The 24,137-nt window shown below is 41.5% G+C and carries 19 protein-coding genes and 1 pseudogene; 9 read left to right on the top strand and 11 right to left on the bottom strand.

Going from position 1 to position 24,137, the window contains the following annotated elements:
• Position 1 precedes the first annotated feature (1 nt).
• From SLS51_RS03620 to SLS51_RS03600, 5 genes are read right to left on the bottom strand one after another with little or no spacing between them, the layout of a single operon-like run.
• Entirely contained in the window at positions 2–667 is a 666-nt protein-coding gene (locus SLS51_RS03620) for an ABC transporter ATP-binding protein (RefSeq protein ID WP_323835618.1), read from the bottom strand.
• The gene (locus SLS51_RS03615) at positions 651–1,808 is read right to left on the bottom strand and encodes an efflux RND transporter periplasmic adaptor subunit (protein ID WP_323835616.1); all 1,158 of its coding nucleotides are present in this window, start codon (positions 1,806–1,808) and stop codon (positions 651–653) included. The genes SLS51_RS03620 and SLS51_RS03615 overlap by 17 nt, the downstream gene beginning before the upstream one ends.
• Positions 1,809–1,832: 24 nt before the next feature.
• Positions 1,833–6,224: a condensation domain-containing protein gene (locus SLS51_RS03610; protein ID WP_323835614.1), complete on the bottom strand. Its 4,392-nt coding sequence runs from the start codon at positions 6,222–6,224 to the stop codon at positions 1,833–1,835.
• Positions 6,214–6,726, bottom strand: a complete 513-nt coding sequence (locus SLS51_RS03605) for a hypothetical protein (protein WP_323835612.1) — start codon at positions 6,724–6,726, stop codon at positions 6,214–6,216. Before SLS51_RS03605 ends, SLS51_RS03610 begins: the two co-directional genes overlap by 11 nt.
• Positions 6,723–7,733, bottom strand: coding sequence for a hypothetical protein (locus tag SLS51_RS03600; protein WP_323835610.1), 1,011 nt, complete (start codon positions 7,731–7,733; stop codon positions 6,723–6,725). Before SLS51_RS03600 ends, SLS51_RS03605 begins: the two co-directional genes overlap by 4 nt.
• Positions 7,734–8,020: 287 nt before the next feature.
• Between SLS51_RS03600 and SLS51_RS03595 the strand changes: the two genes are divergently transcribed.
• Positions 8,021–8,158, top strand: coding sequence for a hypothetical protein (locus SLS51_RS03595; RefSeq protein WP_323835608.1), 138 nt, complete (start codon positions 8,021–8,023; stop codon positions 8,156–8,158).
• Between the two features lie 326 nt (positions 8,159–8,484).
• Here SLS51_RS03595 and SLS51_RS03590 read toward each other — a convergent pair whose 3' ends face one another.
• A complete protein-coding gene (locus tag SLS51_RS03590; protein WP_323835606.1) occupies positions 8,485–9,549 on the bottom strand; it encodes a radical SAM protein in 1,065 nt (354 codons plus the stop codon).
• 378 nt (positions 9,550–9,927) lie between these two features.
• Between SLS51_RS03590 and SLS51_RS03585 the strand changes: the two genes are divergently transcribed.
• From SLS51_RS03585 to SLS51_RS03565, 5 genes and pseudogenes are all read left to right on the top strand, one after another.
• Positions 9,928–11,547, top strand: coding sequence for a (2,3-dihydroxybenzoyl)adenylate synthase (locus SLS51_RS03585; protein ID WP_323835604.1), 1,620 nt, complete (start codon positions 9,928–9,930; stop codon positions 11,545–11,547).
• 22 nt (positions 11,548–11,569) lie between these two features.
• Positions 11,570–12,190: pseudogene (locus SLS51_RS03580) on the top strand (isochorismatase family protein); the annotation flags it as partial.
• 77 nt (positions 12,191–12,267) lie between these two features.
• The gene (dhbA, locus tag SLS51_RS03575) at positions 12,268–13,038 is read left to right on the top strand and encodes a 2,3-dihydro-2,3-dihydroxybenzoate dehydrogenase (protein WP_323835602.1); all 771 of its coding nucleotides are present in this window, start codon (positions 12,268–12,270) and stop codon (positions 13,036–13,038) included.
• Between the two features lie 147 nt (positions 13,039–13,185).
• Positions 13,186–13,638, top strand: a complete 453-nt coding sequence (locus SLS51_RS03570) for a DUF441 domain-containing protein (protein WP_323835600.1) — start codon at positions 13,186–13,188, stop codon at positions 13,636–13,638.
• 5 nt (positions 13,639–13,643) lie between these two features.
• The gene (locus tag SLS51_RS03565; RefSeq protein ID WP_323835599.1) at positions 13,644–15,692 is read left to right on the top strand and encodes a tRNA(Met) cytidine acetyltransferase TmcA; all 2,049 of its coding nucleotides are present in this window, start codon (positions 13,644–13,646) and stop codon (positions 15,690–15,692) included.
• Here the strand turns inward: SLS51_RS03565 and SLS51_RS03560 are convergent.
• The 5 genes from SLS51_RS03560 to SLS51_RS03540 form a co-directional block, all read right to left on the bottom strand.
• Entirely contained in the window at positions 15,643–15,831 is a 189-nt protein-coding gene (locus SLS51_RS03560; protein ID WP_323835597.1) for a YpfN family protein, read from the bottom strand. The two genes, SLS51_RS03565 and SLS51_RS03560, sit on opposite strands and share 50 nt — an antisense overlap.
• The gene (locus tag SLS51_RS03555; RefSeq protein WP_323835758.1) at positions 15,831–16,493 is read right to left on the bottom strand and encodes a M15 family metallopeptidase; all 663 of its coding nucleotides are present in this window, start codon (positions 16,491–16,493) and stop codon (positions 15,831–15,833) included. Before SLS51_RS03555 ends, SLS51_RS03560 begins: the two co-directional genes overlap by 1 nt.
• An 11-nt stretch (positions 16,494–16,504) precedes the next feature.
• Positions 16,505–17,632, bottom strand: a complete 1,128-nt coding sequence (gene dapE / locus SLS51_RS03550) for a succinyl-diaminopimelate desuccinylase (RefSeq protein WP_323835595.1) — start codon at positions 17,630–17,632, stop codon at positions 16,505–16,507.
• Position 17,633: 1 nt separating this feature from the next.
• Positions 17,634–18,017, bottom strand: a complete 384-nt coding sequence (locus tag SLS51_RS03545) for an ArsC family reductase (protein WP_323835756.1) — start codon at positions 18,015–18,017, stop codon at positions 17,634–17,636.
• A gap of 271 nt (positions 18,018–18,288) precedes the next feature.
• The gene (locus SLS51_RS03540; RefSeq protein ID WP_011146941.1) at positions 18,289–18,924 is read right to left on the bottom strand and encodes a response regulator; all 636 of its coding nucleotides are present in this window, start codon (positions 18,922–18,924) and stop codon (positions 18,289–18,291) included.
• Between the two features lie 813 nt (positions 18,925–19,737).
• Here SLS51_RS03540 and maeB point away from each other — a divergent pair.
• The 3 genes from maeB to SLS51_RS03525 all read left to right on the top strand — a co-directional run bounded on the left by maeB (position 19,738) and on the right by SLS51_RS03525 (position 24,076).
• A complete protein-coding gene (gene maeB, locus SLS51_RS03535; RefSeq protein ID WP_323835591.1) occupies positions 19,738–22,017 on the top strand; it encodes an NADP-dependent oxaloacetate-decarboxylating malate dehydrogenase in 2,280 nt (759 codons plus the stop codon).
• Positions 22,018–22,118: 101 nt separating this feature from the next.
• Positions 22,119–22,997 carry a ChaN family lipoprotein gene (locus SLS51_RS03530; protein ID WP_323835589.1) on the top strand — a complete coding sequence of 293 codons (879 nt, stop codon included), beginning with the start codon at positions 22,119–22,121 and terminating at the stop codon, positions 22,995–22,997.
• A 278-nt stretch (positions 22,998–23,275) separates the two neighbouring features.
• Complete coding sequence (locus SLS51_RS03525; RefSeq protein ID WP_323835587.1) at positions 23,276–24,076, top strand: energy transducer TonB; 801 nt, start codon at positions 23,276–23,278, stop codon at positions 24,074–24,076.
• The last annotated feature ends 61 nt before the right edge of the window (positions 24,077–24,137 follow it).

Raw genomic sequence — 24,137 nt, 5'->3', positions numbered from 1 at the left:
CTCATTGAGCCACCAAAGAACCACTGTCCAGATAGAGTCGGCGTTTGGCATATTCGGCAACAACTTGGTCATGTGTTACTAGAATGATGCCGCATCCATTATGATGTAATTCAGTAAAAAGTTGCATGAGGTTGGTCGCATTAGTGGTATCTAATGCGCCGGTAGGTTCATCGGCAATAATAAACTTTGGATTGTTGATCAAAGCGCGAGCGACAGCAACGCGTTGCTGCTCTCCCCCTGACAGATGGCGCGGGTATTTATCTAATACATTGTCAAGCTGGAGACGATCGATTAAGTAACGGAAATGTTCTCTGTCATAATCGAAGTTTCTTTTTAAGTAGTACATGGGCATCAAGATATTGTCATCAATGCGATAATTTTCCAGCAGGTTGTAATTTTGAAAGACAAAGCCAAAATATTTTCGCCGTAAAAGCGCCAATGAATGAATCTTTTGCTGAGTTACCGTGAGATCGTTAATAAGATATTCTCCCGCACTGGCGATATCCAAAAGCCCTATTATATTCAATAAGGTACTTTTGCCTGAACCGGAGCGACCAAGAATAGCAACATAATCATTCTGGTCTATGGTTAAGCAAATATCTTTCAGGACAAGATGTTGTTTACCCTCATTACCATAGGTTTTGCAGATATTATTTAGCGTTATCATTTTGGCTCTTCCCAAGATTATCTTGTTTGACAAGTACAACGATCTGCTCGTTATTCTGTAATCCGCTGATAACGACTGAACGTCTTCCATTGTTATGACCGATCAATAATTTTCTTACTACGATGTTTCCATCTTTCATCTCACGTAAAAAATAGGTCGTTAGATCATCGTTCAAAGGTTGATGCCGTTTATTATTCAGTATGTCACTGGGGATGGTCACTACTCCGGTGCTTTCGTGGGTCACAATAGTGACATCCGCACTCATACTGGGTTTAAGCAGGAAATTATCATTAGGGACATCAAATAGCACGGTATAATAAACAGCATTATTAATGAGATCGGGTTTATACATAATCTTCTTAACATTACCGTGCCATATATGCTGATTTGTACTATAGATCTTGAAGGAAGCTTTTTGCCCCGTCACGATTTGGTTAATATCTGCTTCGGAAACTTTTGCATAAACCGTCATATTTTTGAGGTCGGCAATTTGCATGAGAACCGGTGTCTGTTGATTGACATTTAGCGTTTGCCCGGGGTCAACATGAATTGCAGTCACGACGCCGGCAATAGGCGAATAGATTTGAGTATAACTGAGGTTGACTTCTTCGCTGTACAAAATATGTTCATTTTGCCTGATGTCTGCTTTGAGGCTTTCAATTCTTGCCTGACTTTTTTTGACGCCAAAAGCAGCTTCATCCAGCAGTTGCTCGCTGGTTGCGGAGTGCAGGCTAAGCGCTCTTTGGCGCTTTTCCGTGATGACCAGAAGCTGATAAGCGTATTGTTCCTCCTGCAACATGGCTCGCAATTTTTCTAGTCGCGCTCGGCTTGCCTCAACTTTAGTACGATAAAAAGTATCATCAATGCTAGCGACCAGCTTACCTGCTTCAACGATATCTCCGACTTCAACATATAACTTGGTTAACTGGCCTGAGATTTGGCTACCAACATTGACCTGACGGGTTGGTTGTACAACACCGGCAGCATTTACTGTAGTAATAACATCACCTAACGTTCCGGTGACGATTTGTTCTGTCATCACCGTAGATGTCTCTTTTGGGCTAAAGTGGTTATAAGCCACGGCAAGAAAAGCGATCATGATGATGGTGATAACAACCCATTTCTTTTTTTTGACCAGCACAATCAGCACCCATTTTACGATTTGTTATCGTTCCGTATCGCCAGGCATCGGGTTATGCTGAGTGCCTATGCAATCCAATAAATCAATCAAAAACAGCCCCATGTCGCTGATGATATCTTCAGAGAAAATATCATCATCGTAGAGCCATTCCAGACCTATTCCAGTTGGCAAATTGATCAGTTCGAGCGCAATATCTCCTTTAGGCTTAAGCCCCTTGATTTTTTCTTTGGTGCAACGGGTTTCACCAAGATATAAACCGGTTTCAAACCCTATTTGAGAAGAAAAATAGTAGGTAACTTCCGGCAATTGCATATCGTGGTGGTGATGAAGATGCTGTTTTAAATAGGCTAGTGAGATATTGGAATGAGTATTCGCGTCTGCCAGAAATTCGCGGACATATATGGATAGGTTAATCAGCGAAGTTTCCGTAGTAACGTAGGGCAGCAGTAGTGTGGTTGCGAAGCTACCAACACTGTCAAACGATATGGGAGGAACGCGGTTAGCACAAGGAATACCGACGATAATTTCATCTTTATTGAGTAATGAATTAATGGTCATCAGAAATGCGCCAATCACAATATGTTCCAGAGTCACCGCATATTTTTTCTGCGTGCTGGATAGTTCGGCCATTAATTGTGGAGACAACGGCATTGAATAACGTCGGCCTCGGGCCCTAAGATGAGCCTCCGATGAATCATTATTCTGTCCGGCAACCGAAAGGACGTTGAACAATTTTTCTGTCCAAAAATGTAATGTTTCGTCTGACATGCGCTGATTAATGACATTAATGCCTGTTTCCGTCGCGGCTTCAATCTTTGGTACATTATCTGCGTAAGCGGAAGATAATTTTTGCAACACATGAGCAATCGACATCCCGTCACAAAATGCATGATGAAAATTTAATAAAAGATAGTGCTCATGTTCTGCTATTTTTAATAACTTAAAATATACCGGTGGATTATCTTGCAATGCTATCGGCTTAAATGCCATATCATTTAAGATCTTGCGTAATGAAATTTCAATATTGATGCCGGTAGCATGAGTTAAATCGATATATTCGAAAGGCAGGTTATCTTCAATAGCAGGTGAGAAGGTTAAAGAGAGTTGCCCATCTATTATGGTGACTCTTTGGCAGAGGACAGGGAAATATTGCATGATATACAGTAAAGCATAACGTAATTTCTTTAAATCAATCTCGCCGGTTAAATGATAATACAGCGGGATATTATGAGCGCCGGAACGATTAGAGATAGTATCGATGATCCAATAATACTGGTCGTGTTGTTCTGTCAGGCAAGTGCTATTTTTATCGATTAAAACCGGTATTTGCCCTTGTTGAATGACAGATTGTAATAGATAACCTAATCTAGGGGCGTGATAGAAATCTTCCAGGTGAATAGAACAATTAAAACGTTGCTGAATCTTGTTAATTAATAATAATGCCTTAAGCGAAGTACCGCCTGCGTCAAAGAAATTAGTCTCTTCATCAACAATGCCATCGCTATCGCCAAAAACTTCCCGCCATAAAGTAAAAAATATTTCTCGTTTTTCGCCTTTAATCTGCGAAATATTATCTTCTTTATTCAACGCGGATATTGGAGCAGAATTGTTGGATGATGATAATTCGACAATAAAAGGTACCTGCAATTTTGGATAACATCCACGCAGGAATGAGACGATTTCGTGACGTGTAATTGAGCATGATCTATCAGGGATAAATATATTAATATATTGGTAGCCAGTTTCATTTTCTTTTATCGCTAAATGAATGTCATCAATATTAATCGCCGCTGTAAGTAATTTTTGCATTTCATCCAGATCGACACGTTTCCCGTCAATTTTATGCTCTTTATCCAGACGGCCAATGAAATTTAAATTCCCTTGGGCATCGTAAAATCCACGGTCTCCGGTTAAATAATAGATTTCTCCATCGTTCAACTGTAAGAATTTACGTGAAGTTGACTGATTATCATTAATATATCCAGTACAGATAGAATCGCCACGGATGCATATTTCTCCATTACTGCCATTAATGATATTATTAGTTCCATATTCCCGAATAACGATAGTGGTATTGGCTAGCGCTTTACCAATGATATTACCGGGTTGAAATTTATCATCTATTTTGTGACTGCTAGCCACAACACAACATTCTGTTGGGCCATAAGAGTTAATCAGAGAAATACCACATCCTACTTTTTCCAACCAATGATGAATGGCTTTATCCATTGCCAGATCGCCACCGATAATTGTCATTCTAATCGAAGGTGCGAGTTCTTTAATAGCGGCATGTAGGAAAAAGACAATTTGATGCCAATAATTGGTAGGGAAATTAACTATAGTGACCGATTGTGCATGGCAAAATGAAAATAGTGTCTCAAGTTCAACGATCATATTATCGTTGGCAATGGCTAATGTGGCGCCTTGATAAAAACATCCGAACACCTCTTCAATATAAGCATCGAAAACGGGTGTGCTAAAATTGAGAATAACGTCATCTTGTTTAATATCATACTGCTCTGTCATTGCAGTCAAATAGGCATAAAGCCCCTTAAACGTTATCGGTACTGCTTTTGGTACACCTGTGGTGCCTGATGTGAAAAAGATATAGGCTTCGTCTTCTTGAGTCGCGGGGCGTTTTATATCATACCCCAGAAATATCTCGGAAGGGCGAGTTTCTATATCTTCAATAAAGAGAATATGCGTATTATTAACACCGTTTACTTTTTCATGGCAATGACGAGCAGTGATTAATAAAGAAATATTCAGACTATTTAATATGTTATTTATCTCTTCCTGGCCAAATGTCATATTGATTGGGACAAAACATAATCCCGCAGTATGGATTGATAATATAGATAATAAGGAATCCACTCCTCTGGGTAATAACACTGCTACCCTTCGGTTTTGTAGTGGGCAGGATAATAGCAATTGACTGAAAGTGAATAATTTACGGTAAAGTTCACCATAATTAAGGCAATGCACGGCGTTTATTTCTGCTTGATCCCCATAAATGACTGATTTTTTGTCCGGCAATACTGCAACGATTTGTACTATTCGGGCAATAATATTCTCTTTGATAGGGTGATTAACGAGAATATTTTCTAGGTTATCCAAGCTAGATATAATATTATCCTTTGGTTCAATTTCTTTATATTTCACCCAATATGCCTCAACCGTTTCATTAATATTTTCTGCAATCGTACTATAAATACGTAAATAATCGTCGATCAAAGTATGGGCGGCAAAATGACTATACAGGCGGCTCCCCACATCTAATTCAACTAATGCTGATTTCCCATCAGGATAAAACCGGATGTTAATACCATAATTGTTGACTGCGCCGGAAGTCATACAACCGCGAATGGCGCGATTATCTTTCATAAGATCATGTTCAAGCTCATGCAGCAAATTAACATAGGGGGCGGCAGTGAATTGATCTGCTCGATTGATTGCTTCATCATTTAAATCATTTATATCAATACGGCTATGCTTGCTATGCAGACTAATTTGCGACTGTATTGCTACGAGGATCTGTTTTATGGTTGCCTGCGGGGCTAAAGAAACCATCAGAGGCAAGGTGTTCATTGCCGGGCGATAATAGCGGTATTCTCCTTTATCACGTCGGTTAGAGAAGGGTAAATTGATGATACTTGTTGATACGCGGCCTCGTTTGGTCATTTGCAGACATAAAGCCAACATCATCATTAATTTATCATTGAAAGTAAAACTATTGTTGTTTGCGGTGAGCGGCCGGTTTACTTTAATTGCTTTTGAGGGAAATAGGCGTTTACGGGCATAGTCCTCTAATTTGGGCAGTTGGTTGAGGTAATTATTCCAATACTCTTTGTTGTTGGCATAATGCACGTTTGCTTTATATTTAACCTCGTCAAGGTAAGCTTGATAGGTAAAAATAGGCGCTGGTGTTGGGTGGAATGTTTGTTGTTCATAGCAAGACAAAACATCATGAATTAACTGTCCTATGCCCCAATAATCTGTGGCAATATGGTGAGCAATGATTCCCCAGAAACAGCATCCAACATCATTAAAGTAAAGATAATGCCTTATCGTCACACCCTTTTCAGGCGCTAGCGGTTGAGTTGTTCTCTTTGCAAAATCCGCTTTTGCCGCTGGTTCTACTGCTGGATCTGACAGTTTTATGTGTATAACTTCGACCGGTGTAGCGCTCTTTTCCTGAAAAATATTGTGTTCAGCAATACGGTAACGTAAGGAAAAACCATCATTGAAGTGATGAATGGTTATAATGGCCTGCTTCAATCTTGCTAAACTAATATTATCACTGAAGCTAACGAATTCACCGACATTGAAGACAGACTTATCGTCAGCAACAGTGTTAGCAATAGCTAAGCGGAGCTGTGTATAATTCAACGGCCAATAGTTGTTATTATATTCCATTATTTTGCGGCTCCACGCCTTGCAACTCGCCCTTTATTTTTTCAAAAATAGATTCATCTATGCATAATCCAATATTACCTTCTGAGCTAAAGCAGATAAGAGGGCGCTTGCTTACACGCAGAATGAAATATTTATTTTGTCCCTTGTGATAGTATCCAGACGAATAATGAATAATATGTATACCATTACTTCGACTAAAATCTTCCAGAGAAACACCTTCTTCTTGATGTAATGAGGAAATAACCCATTCGTGTGAATATACCCCGGACTTCATCAATAATTTTCCTTCCTTGACCACGGCTTTATTTGATAACAGTTGATAGCCTACAAATAAGACAATGATGACAAAGAGAGTTGTCGCAATACTTGCCGCCAGCTTATTGGGATTGCTGTTACTGAGCCAATATGGTACAGGCAGAAAAACTAAAGCGATCAGAACGAGCATAGCAACATTCATTAATATGACTTTGAAGTCTGGATTTAATCCCACGATATTATTCATGCTGCCGCCATTCCTAAAGATAATTCGGTAAAGAGATGAATCACTTCTTTGCGTTCTTCACGTGTTGCGGGCAGATTGATATAACCGCACTTTTGCGCCGCAAACAGGCAAGCGGTGATTTCCCTTCTGACAGCTTCTTTAACCAGTGTATCGACCATTTCTTGGTTGTTATAGAGTCTGGCAAGATGAAGAGAAGCCGTGCCGGTTGAAAGGTCGCTATGATCAAGTTTGGGTAAATAATTTGCCATACATACAGTAACCGCTGTTTGCACCGCGAGGCTTAAATAGGCTACTACGTTAACTGCCGCTGCCGCATTCACTGCTGCGACAACTCGGGTGCCGACAGCCACGTTGACCGCAGCGACGACATTGGCCCCTACCGCAAGGCGAGCAATCTCAATACTGGTATCATCTTCACTGTTTAAGGGTTCCAGAATTTCTTTCAGCCGAATAAGAGGAGGACTGTCTGTATCTTGGAGCTGATAGGATTCGATGTTTTCTTTAAAATGTGCGAACAGGCTGGCATCTTGATTGAGATGGTGATTGATTCGGCTTCTCAGACTTGAGCCCCTTTCGTTTAAACCATAGGTTTTTAGGCGGGAAAAGAGCGCTTCATAGTCGTTGATTTTTACCGCATTCATTAAATCTTTATCATAAGTGATGAATAACAGTAATTCTTCTGCCGAACCGGGGCTAACGATATCTTTGTCTATGCCAAATTCAGCTAACACTTTTTCCGGTGACTCCCGGTATTCTAATGCTAAATTGGGCTGTTGTTGTAGGGTTTCCCAGAATCGGTTATAGGTGATGATCTCTTCCCAAACTTCAACCGGGAGTTTGGCGTTTGACATTGACAGCCTTAGCTTATTTTCTTCAACCTCTCCCGGAGAGAGTAATGAACGTGGCACGCCAAACAGGCGGTTGCTGTCAGTGCTAGCGTTGACGGTGGGTATGACACTGCCAATAGCGGCACCGGCAGCCACGCCAATAAATGTACGTCTTTTCATCATTCGTTCCTTTATAAGTTAACGGAATTCTTTTTTTATTGAACGTTATACCCGTTATCCTTCAAGTTGCCTCTTTGTTGGCTGCACTCACTCACCCTGGTCACATAGTTATCTATGCTCCCGGGGATTCGTTCCCTTGCCGTCGAGATGCAGCTTGAAATCCATAGGGTATATATAAGATAAGATGTAACCTTTCCTTATTAAGCTTCTTCATTACTGAGATAATTTCATGAAATAATTATCTAACTGATATTTCTTGCCTGCTATATTAATTGTAAGTGTATATTGTGATGACCATAACAGTATTTGGGTATATACCCGTCATCTTTCAAGTTGCTTCTTTGTTGGCTGCACTCTCTCACCCCGGTCACATAGTTATCCATGCTCCTGAGGATTCACTCCCTTGCCGTCGCGATGCATCTTGAAATCCATAGGGTATAGAATAATTTACCCTCCGTTCGATTAAAGGTTAGATGGTACTAACTATTAGCTGGATGATGACATTTTGCAATAGGTTAGTTGATTAAATTTATATTTTGAGCGTTTAGACTAAATATATTTTTCGACAAAATATCCTTATTTAGAGTCCGATCACAAAATAACAAGTTAAAATATTCATAAAGAAGAATAAAATATTTCTTTTCCTTGATTACCACTTCATTCAATAAAAATTTACTAGCCGGAAAAGAGTTATTTTGGCGATATTTGTTAGTAATAACGTTAAAATATGGATTCGATTCTGTTATATTTTTCATTCTTCAATTAAGTTAATGGTATTTTTTTCTGCTGAGTAGTAGATGAGATCCAGCCGTTCTTTAGCGTTAAATTTCTTTATTACCGGAATAATTTCTTTGTGATAATTATCTAACAGATTCCGGCGTGTCCTTTCGTCTTTATGCAAATGAGCACAGGCTTGGCAGGGATGAACGATTTTTTCCAGATTAATATTGCTATCCTGCGGGCGATATTTTTTTAGGATCTTGTACGGCCCCTCTGTTCTTAACCAGACTTTCATAAAGTCTTCTTCCTGACCTTTAAAAAGCTGAGATACATCGCCTCCTTGCAAACGACCAAGTTTCATTTCGGGGATATGCTCTAATGTCAGCCCACAACAGGCGGAAATTTCACCGTGTGGTGTTAATACAATATTTTCAAAGACCTGATCGCACCCTTTTGCCAGTTGCTGATCCCGGTTTGGAATATCTTTTCGTTCTTCGCTGGTGTCATAAAACGGCATCCAGGTATTTCGCTGTAAATTAATCTTGTTTTGCTCTTTCAGTCGCTTAATAACGGGATTCTGGGTGATCTGCGTTGCAATGGCGGAATCAAAGGTATCCTGTTCTACTGTAATCAGTGTTGTAATATTTTGTTCGGCCAATGCTTCTGCCGCTGCAATTACGCTGTCAAGGGGAATCCATTCACTGTGATCTTTCCCCGTGCTAATGTTCATCTCTGTGATGCCAGCAGCTATTAAGTCTTGGGCGATTTTTTGCGCCTTTTCTCTATTTTTCCCCCAATAACCGTTAGTCACGCAACGAGTTAATAAGCCGTGATCTGAGGCAAAGCGAATGGCTTCAATCAGATCTTTACCTAGCAGGAAACACTCCCCACCACTGAAAACAACTAACTTTAGCCCTGGAAAATTAGCTTTTGAGTGTGCAATAAATTGTTTAATTTCATCCAGGCTTAAACGCGCTTTTACCGAGGGGTTACATTCAAAACAACATTCTTTGCAAGCAGCATTGCAAGTATATGTTGTGATCACGGTAGCGGTGTTCGGATATTGTTCCCAATATCCAGGAGGGAAGCATGGCATAATTTACCCCTGTTGGATTAAAGGTGATACCCGTCATCTTTCAAGTTGCCTCTTTGTTGGCTGCACTCACTCACCCCGGTCACATAGTTTTCTATGCTCCCGGGGATTCGCTCCCTTGCCGTCGCGATGCATCTTGAAATCCATAGGGCATATACGTTACTAACTATTAGCAATATGATTTTATTTTGCAATGTATTAGGTAATTAAATTTGTATTTTGAGCGCTTGCACGAGGTATGATTTGTTACGAAATGAATTTATTTAGAAGCAGCTCACAAAATAAGAGTCGAAATATTTCTGATGGAAGATAAAGTAAATATGTATAAACAGTAATCGACGATTGTTCAAGGTATTGAATATTATTGTAAGGAATAAAATCATGTCTATTGAATTTACACGCTGGCCGGTTGAATTAGCAGAGCGTTATCGTGAAAAGGGTTATTGGCTTGGTAAACCCTTAACTGACATACTTTATAAACAATGTCAGAGACAACCTGAGGCAATAGCTATTATCTGTGGTGACCGTAAATTTAGTTATCATCAACTTGATCAACAATCATCTGCATTAGCTACAAATTTAACTTTAGCGGGAATAAAGAGAGGTGATACTGCTATCGTACAATTGCCAAATATAGCTGAATTTTATATTACATTTTTTGCGCTACTGAAAATGGGGGTAGTACCTATTAATGCATTGTTTAGCCATAATAAATTAGAGTTAATTGCTTATGCACAACAAATTGATCCAAGTCTGATTGTACTTTCGTCAGAGCATTCACTTTTACAGAATAATGATTTCCTGGAGCAATTAAAAACACATTGTCCACGCTTAAGGAATATCGTCGTTGATGGTCGCAAAATACAATATACTAATGAATTAAAATCGTGGTTAGAGTCAACAAATTTACCTTTGAATGTTGAGACGACACGTTCAGATGAAGTCGCTTTTTTTCAACTTTCAGGCGGGAGTACAGGGACCCCTAAATTAATTCCAAGGACGCATGACGATTACTATTATAGTGTGAGACGCAGTGCTGAAATTTGTGAGTTGACACAACAAACTCGTTATCTTTGTGCTTTGCCGGCGCAACATAATTATCCGTTGAGTTCTCCGGGGGCGCTTGGCGTATTTTATGCTGGTGGTTGTCTCATATTAGCAACAGATCCTGGGCCTACGACCTGCTTTCCACTTATACGTGAACATAAGGTAACAATGACTTCACTGGTGCCAGCGGCTGTTGCGTTATGGATTCAGGCGATGAGGAAATATGAATATTCACTGGAAAGTCTTCGGCTATTACAAGTCGGTGGAGCAAAGTTAAGTGAAAGTGTGGCGCGAGTGATACCAAAACTTTTTTCATGTAAGTTACAACAGGTTTTTGGTATGGCCGAAGGGTTGGTATGTTATACCCGGCTTAATGACGATGATGAATGTATATTTACCACTCAGGGTCGCCCAATGAGTGAAGATGATGAGGTACGTATCGTTGATGATAACGGCAATATACAAGCGTCAGGTTCGGCGGGTATGTTAATCATTCGTGGGCCATATACATTCCGGGGATATTATAAAAGCCCAGCACACAATGCAAAGGTATTCGATAAAGAAGGTTTTTATTATACTGGTGATTTAGCCTATATGACGAAAGAGGGTTATATATGTATTGTCGGGCGTGAGAAAGATCAAATTAATCGCGGTGGTGAAAAAATTGCTTCGGAAGAAATTGAATCTTTGCTACTCAAACATGAAGATGTTATCCATAGTGCTTTGGTTTCGATGCCTGATCCTTTGATGGGAGAAAAAAGCTGTGCTTTTATTGTGGTGGCTGATCCGAATATAAACACGTTGCAACTGAGGAAATATTTAAGGGGAATGGGGATTGCTGAATATAAATTGCCTGATCGTTTCGAGATTATTGATGTTATGCCTGTTACGCCAGTCGGAAAGATTAATAAATTATTGTTAAGAAAACTCATTCGAGACAAATTAGAAAATTAATTAATGACATGAAGGTATTAACATGACCATTCCATCATTGAAAAATTATATACTACCTCAGCCAAAAGATTTTCCAGACAATAAAGCATCTTGGTTATTAGAACCCCATAGGGCAATTTTACTTATTCATGATATGCAGGACTATTTTTTGCAGTTTTTCGGTGATAATAGCCCTCTAATCAATAAATTAATTGAAAATATCCATTTATTGAGAGTCTTTTGTAAAGAAAAAGAGATCCCCATTATATATACAGCACAACCTAAAATGCAAAGTGATGAAGAACGCGCATTACTTAATGATATATGGGGGGCCGGCTTGAATAGATCACCCCATTTACAGAATATTAGCCATGCTTTGGCCCCTAATAACGATGATATTGTGATAGTTAAGTGGCGTTATAGTGCATTTCAACGCTCTTCGTTAGAAAAAAATATAAAAGACTTAGGTCGGGATCAATTAATTATTTGCGGAGTGTATGGACATATTGGTTGCATGATTACTGCGGTTGACGCATTCATGAGAGATATCAAGCCTTTTTTAGTGGGTGATGCGATAGCGGATTTTACGCTTGAAGATCACCTCATGGCTTTAAAATATGTTGCTGAAAAATCAGGAATGGTCATGAGTACTAAAGAGATAATTTCATCAGTAAATTTCGATAAACTGAATTTATAAAAAATGCATAATAAATCGCTATTAAAGAAGAAAGAAGAAATAAGATGAAAAATAAACAAAATTTACACATGGATTTTAGTCATAAAACCATCTGGGTAACCGGGGCGGCACGTGGCATTGGTGAACAAATTGCCCGTGATTTTACCGCGCTTGGCGCTAACGTAATAGGTTTCGATCGCGTATTTGAGCAAGATAATTTGCCATATAAATGTATACAACTCGATATCAGTGATCCAGAAAAGGTCGAAATGATCTGTTCCCAACAACTGTCTATCTCAGCCGAATTAGATATTCTGGTTAATGCTGCCGGTATATTGCAATTGGGAAATATTGATGAGCTAAATATTAGTGACTGGCATCGTTGTATTAATGTTAATGCTTCTGGGGCTTTTTATCTATTTCGTAGCGTGATTCCCCATTTTAAACGTCAGCGCAGTGGCACTATTATCAGCGTCAGCTCTAATGCGGCACGTGTCCCACGTATGCAAATGGCGGCTTATTGTGCATCAAAATCAGCACTGACAAGTTTAACGCATTGTGTTGGGTTAGAACTCGCGCCGTTTGGTGTACGTTGTAATGTTGTATCACCCGGTTCGACGGATACACTGATGCAGCGTTCCATGTGGAAAACCGATGATGATGAAAAAAATACGATTAACGGGTATCCTGAGCAATATAAATTAGGTATTCCTCTCGGTAAGATTGCAAATGTTAATGAAATTTCACATACCGTACTCTTCTTGTCTTCTGATTTGGCAAGCCATATAACGCTACAAGATATTGTGGTCGATGGTGGTGCGACGTTAGCTTGTTAATTGTTTGAATTAATACGAAAATACCTGTCATTTCTGTAACGTAAGGAAAAATTGCCCTAGCCTAATAGGATTAATACCCTATAGATTTCAAGATGCAGCCAACAAAGAAGCAACTTGAAAGATAACGGGTATAGGGTATTGAAATCTATGAGTCATCTCGATCCGACTTTACTGGTGCTGCTAGTGTTGGCAGCACTGGGTATCATCAGCCACAACATGACCGTCACTCTTGCAATGCTGCTGTTGCTGGTTATCCGCATAACGCCACTGAATCATTTTTTTCCGTGGGTGGAAAAATATGGGTTGACTATCGGTGTACTTATTTTGACCGTGGGAGTCATGGCGCCTATCGCCAGTGGAAAAATTACGGTACAAGCTGTCCTCAACTCGTTTATGAGTTGGAAATCGTTACTCGCGATAGTGATAGGTGTATTAGTGTCATGGTTGGGTAGCCGGGGTGTTTCACTCATGTCTAATCAGCCATCGACAGTCGCTGGTTTGCTGGTGGGGACGGTATTGGGTGTTGCCCTGTTTAAAGGTGTGCCTGTGGGGCCGCTGATTGCAGCGGGAATTTTGTCATTGTTGATTGGTAAATCATAGCCGTTATGTTGCCGGAACTGAGTGTGATACAGACGGAAATGCAGCAGCAAGGGTTACGTCGTTTGTTGGTGTTGAGTGGCGATGATCATTGGTGCTATTTACAGGCTAATGAGTTACAGCAAAGATTTACTGGTGATTGGTTATGGATCTCTTATCGTAAACAGCACGCTGTGCTGCCGGAAAAGGCGGCCAATTTATTAGGTCAGGAATATCTGCATGGAATATTTGATGCTACCGCAGGTTTTAATGCGGAAGCGCTGGCGATATTGGCAGGCACATTGAAAGCTGGTAGTTGGTTGGTGATGATGGTTCCATCTTGGTACCAATGGCGTGATCAACCCGATAAGGATAGCGCGCGTTGGAATGAACAGTTAGATGCTATTCCAACACCGCATTTTGTTCAGCATATTCAGCAGCAAATTGTTAGTGATCCCCAAGTTTTACTATGGCGGCAAAATGATCCCTTATGTCCACCTGAATTTCCACGGCACAGCGTGTGGCAACTGCCTGATGGCAACCCAACGGCCAGCCAGCATGCTATTTTGACGCGACTTTTGCGGGCAAATCAGGGGGTATGGGTCATTACTGCGCCAAGAGGGCGAGGTAAATCGACACTTGCAGGTATGTTAATGCAGCAATGGCAAGGAAATTGCTGGTTAACTGCACCGGCAAAAGCGGCAACCGAAGTTATTAGGTGTTATGCGGGGGAAAAGGGAAAATTCTGGGCCGTAGATAATTTACTGAAATATTGTAGACAAAATAGCGTGTCAGATATTGATTGGTTGCTTATCGATGAAGCTGCTGCTATTCCAATGCCTCAATTATCTGAGTTGATCAGCTATTTTCCCCGAATATTGTTGACCACAACGGTACAGGGATATGAAGGTACCGGACGCGGATTTTTACTTAAATTTTGTGTTGGAATCCCTGATAGTCATATTCTAAACCTGACGGCTCCTGTGCGTTGGGCTGAAAATGATCCGCTGGAAAATTGGTTGGAAAACGCTTTACTGTTTGAGGATGCAATTCCTGTCAACAATTCTGATCAGGCGATCAGTTATCAGGTCTATCATCAGCAGCAATGGATTAAACAACCTGAATTACTGAGGCAGTTTTACGGCATATTAACCAGTGCTCACTACAAAACTTCACCTTTGGATTTACGGCGTTTACTTGATGCTAAAGGCATGCAATTTGTTGCGGCTCTTGGAAATAATGCCTTGATGGGGGCTTTGTGGATGGTTGAAGAGGGGGGATTGGCGCTGGAGTTAGCCCATGAAATATGGGCGGGCAGGCGTCGTCCAAGAGGAAATTTGGTTGCTCAATCGTTAGCTGCCCATAGCGGTTTACCACAGGCGGCGGTTCTGAAATCTCAACGGATCAGCAGAGTTGCTGTACAGGCTAATCATCGCAGGCAAGGTATTGCTCAGGGAATGATCGCGTATCAACGGGAAAGGGCAGAAAAACAGGGGGTGGATTTTATTTCTGTTAGCTTTGGTTATACCGCGGAGCTCTGGGCATTGTGGCAGAAATGTGGCTTCCAATTAGTGCGAATGGGAACTCATCTAGAAGCCAGCAGTGGTTGTTATACGGCAATGGCTATTTTTCCCCTGAGTGAACAAGGGGTTGTGTTGGGGATTCAAGCTCAGCAACAGCTTGCCCGTGATGCCTATTGGCTGGAATCGCAGATTGGATTTAGCTTGCCTGTTGATTACCAAACTGACCATCATCTCAATCAGTATGATTGGCAGGAACTGTCAGGTTTTGCATTTGCTCACCGACCATTTTCTGCTTCATTACCGGCCTTGCAACGATTGTTGCTGAACAGTGATTTGCCGTTGATTGCACTGAGAAATCATCTCCAGCAGGAAATGGGTGTTGAGCAATGCATCACCGTATTGAAGTTGAGTGGATATAAGGCATTAATGCGACTCTGGCGGCAAGAAACCGCACAGGCGTTGTCAAGTCTCGATAAGAAACTTGCCAAAGATTGGCAAGAGTGGACTACGGCTTTTTCTGTGGCCAATCATCTTCATCATCCCACTTGCTATTAAGATCCCGATGAGGAGGCCGTTCCGGTTTATTGTCCAGAAATTTTTTAACATCCAGTCGGCGTAACTCTTTAATGGCATTGAGAAGAACGCCAACCAATAAAATTAAAATAATCCACCAGTAATCAGCTAACCATTGCATTAGGTTGTCTCCTGCGCAACATAGAGGTAATTTTCAAATATATAGGGTAAGTTAGCAGATAACCAGTCAATGCCAGCGATGTCATGCTGCTGCCATACATCCAGTAACTTCTGCTGAGTTAGCAATTTTTCCAATTGCTTGGCTAATGGTTGGTAGCTGATATGCCATGGTTCATCAGCGACGCCGCTATTGTGACTGATAAAAGGACGATAAAAACCGAAATGAGCCATATTCTCGGTCAACCAATGAGTTAATGGTGCGAAATAACCCCCCTTTTCATATTCCCAAGGTTCGAGTAATAACGTCTGGTTATCCGGTAGCATTGTTGGATCATAAATATCCAGATCTGTTCCCCAGTGATGACGACTACCACCGGGCAGGGCAGACCAACGAAGAATTGCCTTACAGCGTTCTCCCTCTGATAACTGGGTGATATCCATTGGCTGGCTGTTTTCATCCAACACAGGGCGTTCACCACGGAATTTCCCATTCCAGATAGCTTGCTGACGTTGAAAATCACGGAACGTGCTGGCCGGTTGCAGATGAATTCCAGCCTTTTCAGCGGCTTGTTGCATGGAAAGAAAAGCATTGGCGGCTTCTGGTTGTAATCGGTGATTGCCAAAGAGAGAAGTCAAATGGCCAGTCGCCAGACCGGTTAACATATTTGCTGTGATCACTGGATTAACTGCTCCATAACACGTTGATAAATCCGGCTAAGTTGTTGCAGATCGGCGGCGTTGACGGACTCATTAACTTTATGAATTGTTGAGTTGAGTGGCCCCAGTTCGACAACTTGAGCGCCCATCTGAGCGATAAATCGTCCATCGGATGTACCACCACTGGTAGATAATTCAGGTTGATAGCCACAATATTGGTCTATTGACTGGATGACGGCATTGACTAACTCACCTTTGGCGGTTAGGAAAGGCTGGCCTGCCAGTATCCACTCAATCGTGTAATTGAGATTGTGATTTTTGAGGATAGTTTCAACCTGTTCACGGATTTGGCTGTCAGTCAGTTCTGTACTGAAACGGAAATTGAATTGAACTTGCACATTCCCTGGGATCACATTATGACTGCCTGTTCCCGCGTGGATATTGGCAATTTGCATACTGGTCGCCGGGAAAAATTCATTCCCTTCATCCCAATGTGTATTGACCAATGTCTGTAACGCAGGAAGAACACGGTGGATTGGGTTATCAGCTAAATGCGGATAGGCAACGTGGCCTTGAATACCGTGAACAGTGAGATTCGCAGTCAAGGAACCTCGACGGCCATTTTTCACCATATCGCCAAGACGATGCTGGCTAGAAGGTTCACCTATCAGGCAATAATCCAATCGTTCATTGCGGGACATCAAGGCTTCAACCACTTTAACGGTGCCGTGGGTGGCTTTCGCTTCCTCGTCTGAAGTAATAAGAAAGGCCAGACGTCCATTATGGTTGGGATGGGCGGCGACGAAACGTTCAGCCGCGACAATCATGGCCGCTAATGAGCCTTTCATATCCGCCGCACCCCGGCCATATAACATGCCATTACGAATAGTGGGCTCAAATGGGGGATATTCCCACTGAGATTCATCGCCTGCAGGGACGACATCAGTGTGTCCGGCAAAGGCTAACGTCGGGCCTATGCCGCGATAGGCCCAAAAATTGTTTGTATCACCAAAGGGCATCCGTTCAATGGTAAAGCCAATTGCTTGCAAATGAGCGATCATAATATCTTGGCAACCTTTATCGTCCGGGCTGATAGAGGGTTGTCTGATAAGTTGTTGTGCAAGTTCAATTACAGGGCAAGTCATTTCAGAGTGCCTCAGCAAAAAATTGCTGATATTCATCCATTTTATAACCTAATAGACAATCACCTTTTGCAGAAATTAATAGTGGACGTTTGATAATAGCGGGTTGTTCCAACATCAACGCTTTAGCTGCGTCAGCATTATTAATTGTTGCTCGTTGTTGATCGGTCAGTTTACGCCAAGTTGTACCACGGGTGTTAATTAATGATTCCCAACCCAGCTTGTCAATAAATGACTGCAAAATTGCTGCATTGAGTCCATCAACACGGTAATCATGAAACAGATAAGTAATTTCCTGTTCTTCCAGCCAACGACGGGCTTTTTTTATCGTGTCACAATTCTTGATCCCATAGAGAGTAAAAGCGGGTTGAGAAGGTTTATCCAATATCATTTAACAGATCCTTAAAAAAATTTAAATACCTAAACATAATGCTGGAAAATGCCTGTTTTATCCAGATGATATCCTGATTTTTATTATCGGAGACACCAAAACAGGAGACTCAATTTTATTGGCCTGCTCTCATAGGGGGTATTTGCTACATAACATTTGCTACATAACATTTGCTACATAACATTTACTACATAACATTTACTACATAACAACGATAAGTAAGAGCCGACCCTCGGTAATAAGCTCAAGGAGCGGCTCGGAAGAAGTATTAGGCTACTCCGTTTTTCCTATGTTGCAAATACATGATGGTTGCAGCCAGGCGGGAACGTACATTCAGTTTTTTTAACAAGTTTCTGATGTGTACCTTCACTGTCTCTTCAGAAATAAATAGGACATCAGCAACTTCCTTATTGGTCATGCCGCTGGAAACTTCTTTTAATACATCTAACTCACGTTTGGTCAATTCAGATAAAGGATCAACATGTTTATGACGGTTAGCAAGATGTTGGTATATTTTTTCACTAAATACAGTTTGTCCACGAGCAGCATGGCGAATACTGCTTAATAACGAATCTAAGTCGCTATCTTTAAGTAAGTAGCCATTAGCGCCTGCGTCAATGGCTGCGTAAACATCATTTCGATCATCTGAAACGGATAATACCAGTACATAGGAATTGATCCCTTTTCTACGGATAGATTTAATCGTGTCCACGCCTGAAAGACCATTCATATTGAGATCTATCATAATGACATCAGGTTTCAGCTTGCATGCAATATTTATTGCTTCTTCACCATTGTCAGCTTCCGCTGTCACGGTAAGCGCTCGATCGAGCTCTACAATCTGTTTCAAGCCATGGCGAATGAGAGGGTGGTCATCAACTATCATCACTGAATGGTTATACATTTTCCTTCTCCCTTAAATAAGTAAAGCCACGAAATGCAGACTTTGAATTTGATTAAAAGGCAGTAATGAATGGGGCTGCCCTAAATTAAATTGCTATGAAAAAATTTTATCAAAACCGATTGATTTACAGAATTGATAGCTCTGTAAGTCCAGAAAGCACATCCTGATATAAAAATATAAATAGCGCAAATTAGTTTGATAAGTAAAAAAAGAAGATGAGTAATTTTCACAAAAAATACATAACTTCGCTTCTTTTAATGATGTTAAAAATCAATATGTTAAATGAGTGATTATTAGATTTGTTTTCTTTTATAAAATTTATTTTAATTGAATTTATATTGAGAGTTTTTCCATGTTATAGTTATTATAGTTACTATAACTTTAATGATATTGTATAAAGGATAATGTTTCTGTCTTTATTTTCCTAGATTAAGTGCCCATCCCAATAAGCGTAAATTAGGTGTAATTGTTGCAGTCCGTTCTTATAAATGAACAGTGAGCACTGCCTGGGTTCGCTCTTTTGTTCTTTATGGCAAAGAGTGGTATTAGTGGAGAAATTGGCTAGTGCTTTTTATGAGCAAAAAAGTGTTACTTTATTGATAAGATGCTGTCCATGTTATGATTTGACACACAGTACCTATTATACCCTATGGATTTCAAGATGCATCGCGGCGGCAAAGGAGCGAATCCCCGGGAGCATAGCAAACTATGTGACCGGGGTGAGCGAGTGCAGCCAACAAAGAAGCAACTTGAAAGATGATGGGTATATACTGCTCTTGCCCTTACTCCAGATTGTATATAAAGGATCCGACGATGGATGAAAAATTAAAACAGAGTGCATTGGATTTTCACCAGTTTCCACAACCAGGAAAAATCACGGTTACTCCCACTAAGCCTCTGATAACTCAGCGAGATTTGGCCTTAGCTTATTCACCGGGTGTTGCTGCGCCTTGCCTGGAAATTGCAGAAGATCCATTAGCGGCTTACAAATATACTGCGCGGGGCAATCTTGTGGCAGTGATATCTAATGGTAGTGCGGTCTTAGGATTGGGGAATATTGGTGCACTGGCAGGTAAGCCCGTGATGGAAGGAAAAGGTGTCCTGTTTAAAAAGTTCTCAGGTATTGATGTATTTGATATTGAAGTTGATGAGTCTGATCCTGACAAATTGATTGATATCATTGCGGCATTGGAGCCGACGTTTGGGGGGATTAACCTCGAAGATATCAAAGCACCGGAATGTTTCTATATTGAGAAAAAACTGCGGGAAAAAATGAACATTCCGGTATTCCATGATGACCAGCATGGCACAGCGATAATTTGTACTGCTGCTGTTTTGAATGGCTTGCGGATTATGAAAAAAGAGATTTCAGCGGTTCGCTTAGTCGTTTCTGGTGCCGGTGCTGCCTCAATTGCCTGTATGAACTTGCTGGTTGCGCTTGGGTTGCAACGCAAGAATATTGTGGTATGTGACTCTAAAGGGGTGATTTATCGTGGTCGCGATAAAAATATGGAAGAAACTAAAGCGGCCTATGCGATTGAAGACAATGGCAGCCGCACATTAGGTGATGTTATTCCTGGGGCAGATATTTTCCTCGGATGTTCCGGCCCTGGCGTGTTGACTCAAGACATGGTGAAAATGATGGCTAAAGATCCACTCATCATGGCATTGGCAAACCCTGAACCAGAAATTTTGCCACCCTTGGCAAAACAAGTTCGCCCTGACGCAATCATTTGTACTGGTCGTTCTGATTATCCGAATCAGGTTAATAATGTGCTCTGTTTCCCGTTTATTTTCCGTGGTGCGCTGGATGTTGGTGCAACAACCATTAACGAGGAGATGAAGCTCGCCTGTGTTCATGCGATTGCGGATTTAGCGCTAGCGGAGCAGAGTGAAGAAGTGGCTTCCGCTTATGATGATCAGGATCTGTTTTTTGGCCCGGAGTATATTATTCCTAAACCATTTGATCCGCGCCTGATTGTGAAAATTGCCCCGGCAGTGGCCAAAGCAGCAATGGATTCCGGCGTAGCAACCCGCCCGATTAAAGACTTTGGCGCGTATATCGAGAAACTGAATGAGTTTGTCTATAAAACAAACTTGTTTATGAAACCTATTTTTTCTCAGGCTAAGAAAGCGAAAAAGCGTATCGTTTTGGCCGAAGGGGAAGAAGTACGTGTATTGCATGCGACTCAGGAGCTGATCTCTCTTGGGTTGGCTTACCCGATTCTAATTGGTCGCCCTAGTGTTATCGAAATGCGTATCCAGAAACTGGGATTGCATATTGAAGCGGGTAAAGATTTTGAAGTCGTCAATAATGAGAATGATCCGCGCTTCAAAAAATACTGGCAGGAATATCATCACATTATGAAACGTCGGGGTGTTTCTGCTGAACAAGCTCGCCGGGCAGTTATCGGTAATCCCACCCTGATTGGGGCGATTATGGTACTGCGTGGTGAAGCTGATGGCCTGATTTGTGGTACTGTTGGCAGTTACAGTGAACATTACGATGTTGTGAAAAATGTATTTGGTTTCCGTGATGGGGTTCATACTGCTGGTGCCATGAATGCACTGATGTTACCAAGCGGTAATACTTTTATTGCGGATACTTATGTCAATAATGATCCAACACCTGAACAATTGGCAGAGATTACCCTTATGGCGGCAGAAACTATCCGCCGTTTCGGTATTGAACCAAAAGTTGCGCTGCTTTCTCATTCAAGTTTTGGTTCCAAAGATTGCCTCTCAGCACAGAAGATGCGCCAGACGCTGGAGTTGGTGAATAAGATGTCACCTTCACTTGAAATTGATGGTGAAATGCATGGTGATGCCGCATTGGTTGAAAGTATTCGCCGTGACATCATGCCAGATAGCCCACTGAAAGGGGCTGCCAATCTGTTAATTATGCCGAATATGGAATCTGCCCGTATCAGTTATAACTTGCTACGTGTCACCAGTTCTGAAGGCGTTACTGTCGGCCCAGTTCTGATGGGAGTTTCTAAACCGGTACATATTTTGACGCCAATTTCTTCTGTACGCCGGATCGTTAATATGGTCGCTCTGGCGGCAGTTGAAGCGCAAACTCATCCGCTGTAATACCTATTGCCCCTGTTCCCTATATGGATAGGGGCTGTTTGTTGTAAACGATTCTTATTATCTATATGATGCGCAAGACATTAATAATATGGATAATGGACATGACGAAATTTCTCACGACTGTAAAATTTTTTCTGATTATCTGTGGCTTACTGATCTTATCTGGCTGTGTATCTGTACAACAAAAACCAACTCTCCAAGCGCTTTCACCGGAACTGACTCAACAAGGGGTGATTATCGATCTTAAAACCGGTCACGCCCTGACCCCTGATGAATTGATCAATCGGCTGGCATCACATCAGCGGGTAGTTGTGGGTGAAAAACATGATAATCCATATCATCATCAGATAGAGCTTTGGTTGGTTCAGCAACTTCCGCTCAAAAGAGAACAGGGTTCGGTCCTGTTAGAGATGATTAATCCTGATCAGCAGCAAAAAGTGAATAAGGTTAAGAGTTGGTTGCAAACTCAGCCTATCGTACGTGAAAGCCGCATAAAAGAGCTTCTTGCATGGCAAGATGGGTGGCGGTGGGAGTTGTATGGTGGATTGGTCATGGAGCTTATATCTCAGCCTTATCCGTTGCTGTCTGCAAACTTAGATCGCAGTGAAATTAAAGCGGCTTACAGTAACCCTCCGGCCCTTCAGGGGAATATTTCTGTTGCTGAAAATGTTAAAGCGCAGATTAAAGCGGTGATTAAAGATGTTCACGGTGGTGAAATAACGGCACAACAGTTATCGGCCATGACAACTATTCAGCAAATGCGGGATCGCAGAATGGCGGAACAGTTACTTAAAGCACCGGCTCCTGCCACACTGATTGCGGGTGGATATCATGCAACAAAAGTAATAGGTGTTCCTCTGCATGTTAAAGAATTATCGCCCCAAGAGGACTTTGTTGTGTTGATCATGGCTGAGAAAAGCAATGTACTAGATAGCCAATATGCTGATTATGTCTGGTATACACCCATAAAAAAACCGTAGATATTTTAAACAAATATACCCGTTATCTTTCAAGTTGTCCCTTTGTTGGCTGCACTCGCTCACCCCGGTCACATAGTTTGCTATGCTCCCGGGGATTCACTCCTTTGCCGTCGCGATACATCTTGAAATCCATAGGGTATAGTGCTCTTTTCCCTGTATATAAGAGGTCTTGGCACAGGGATGTGCTCAAGTTAACGATACAGGTAAAAATAATTTTCATTAGCATATGAAATTAATTATCATTACTAAATGATAATTAAAATTATGCGCTATCATCCATGTTGACGTTGACACACCCGGCCTTTCAAACGGGTCATTTTAAAAAAGGGTTCGTTTCTGCTATTGCTGCTCACCTCATTTTGGTTGGCTGGATTATCTACCAGCCAGAAGAAATTGCTATTGGTGAACTGATGCCACCGCCGGCGGTGATGATGGAGCTTTCATTGTTGACAGAAGCGACACATCAGGTACAAAAACAGCCTATCGGTATTGAACAGCAACTTTCTGTTGCCAGTCGGCAGCAGGAAAGTGAGGTTAATGAGATTAAGACGCCTGAGCTTATGAAAGATGAACAGGCGCAGATTCTGGTGCATAAACCTAAAAAACAGAAAAAACACCATGAAGAGCTTAAAAAAACACCCCCGGTGAAACGCCAGCAGGTAGAAGAACAAGAGAGTGAAAAATCTCAAAGTAGTGCTGCTATGGTGAGCAGTACGGCGACATCTACGAATGTAACTTCGCGGGTTGCTGCTTCTTATGACAGTGATTCAAAGGCCGTTGCTGATGCGGATGCGTTATGGCGAGCGGAAGTTGTCGGGCATTTGAACCGTTATAAACGCTATCCAGAGGATGCACAGAGAAGAAACCGCACGGGTCGGCCTACCGTCAGATTCACTATTGATAAACAGGGCTATGTGACTAACAGTGACTTAGTTCGTCGTTCTGGAACCCATTCTTTAGACCGGGAAGCGAAGCGAATTCTGGCAAGGGCGCAGCCGTTGCCAGCTCCTCCCATTGCCGTTTTAAACGGTAATGAAATTACGATAGAAATTCCGATTGATTTTAGTTTAACTAATTAATACTTTTGAACGACTTAAGGACAGCAAATATGTTAAGGCAGCAAGCGTGGTTTGCCCTGAA

The sequence above is a fragment of the Photorhabdus africana genome (genome assembly GCF_035181445.1).
Taxonomy (GTDB): Bacteria; Pseudomonadota; Gammaproteobacteria; order Enterobacterales; family Enterobacteriaceae; genus Photorhabdus; species Photorhabdus laumondii.
The sequence above is the reverse complement of the archived record's forward strand: the minus strand, read 5'-3'. Positions and strand labels throughout refer to the sequence as shown.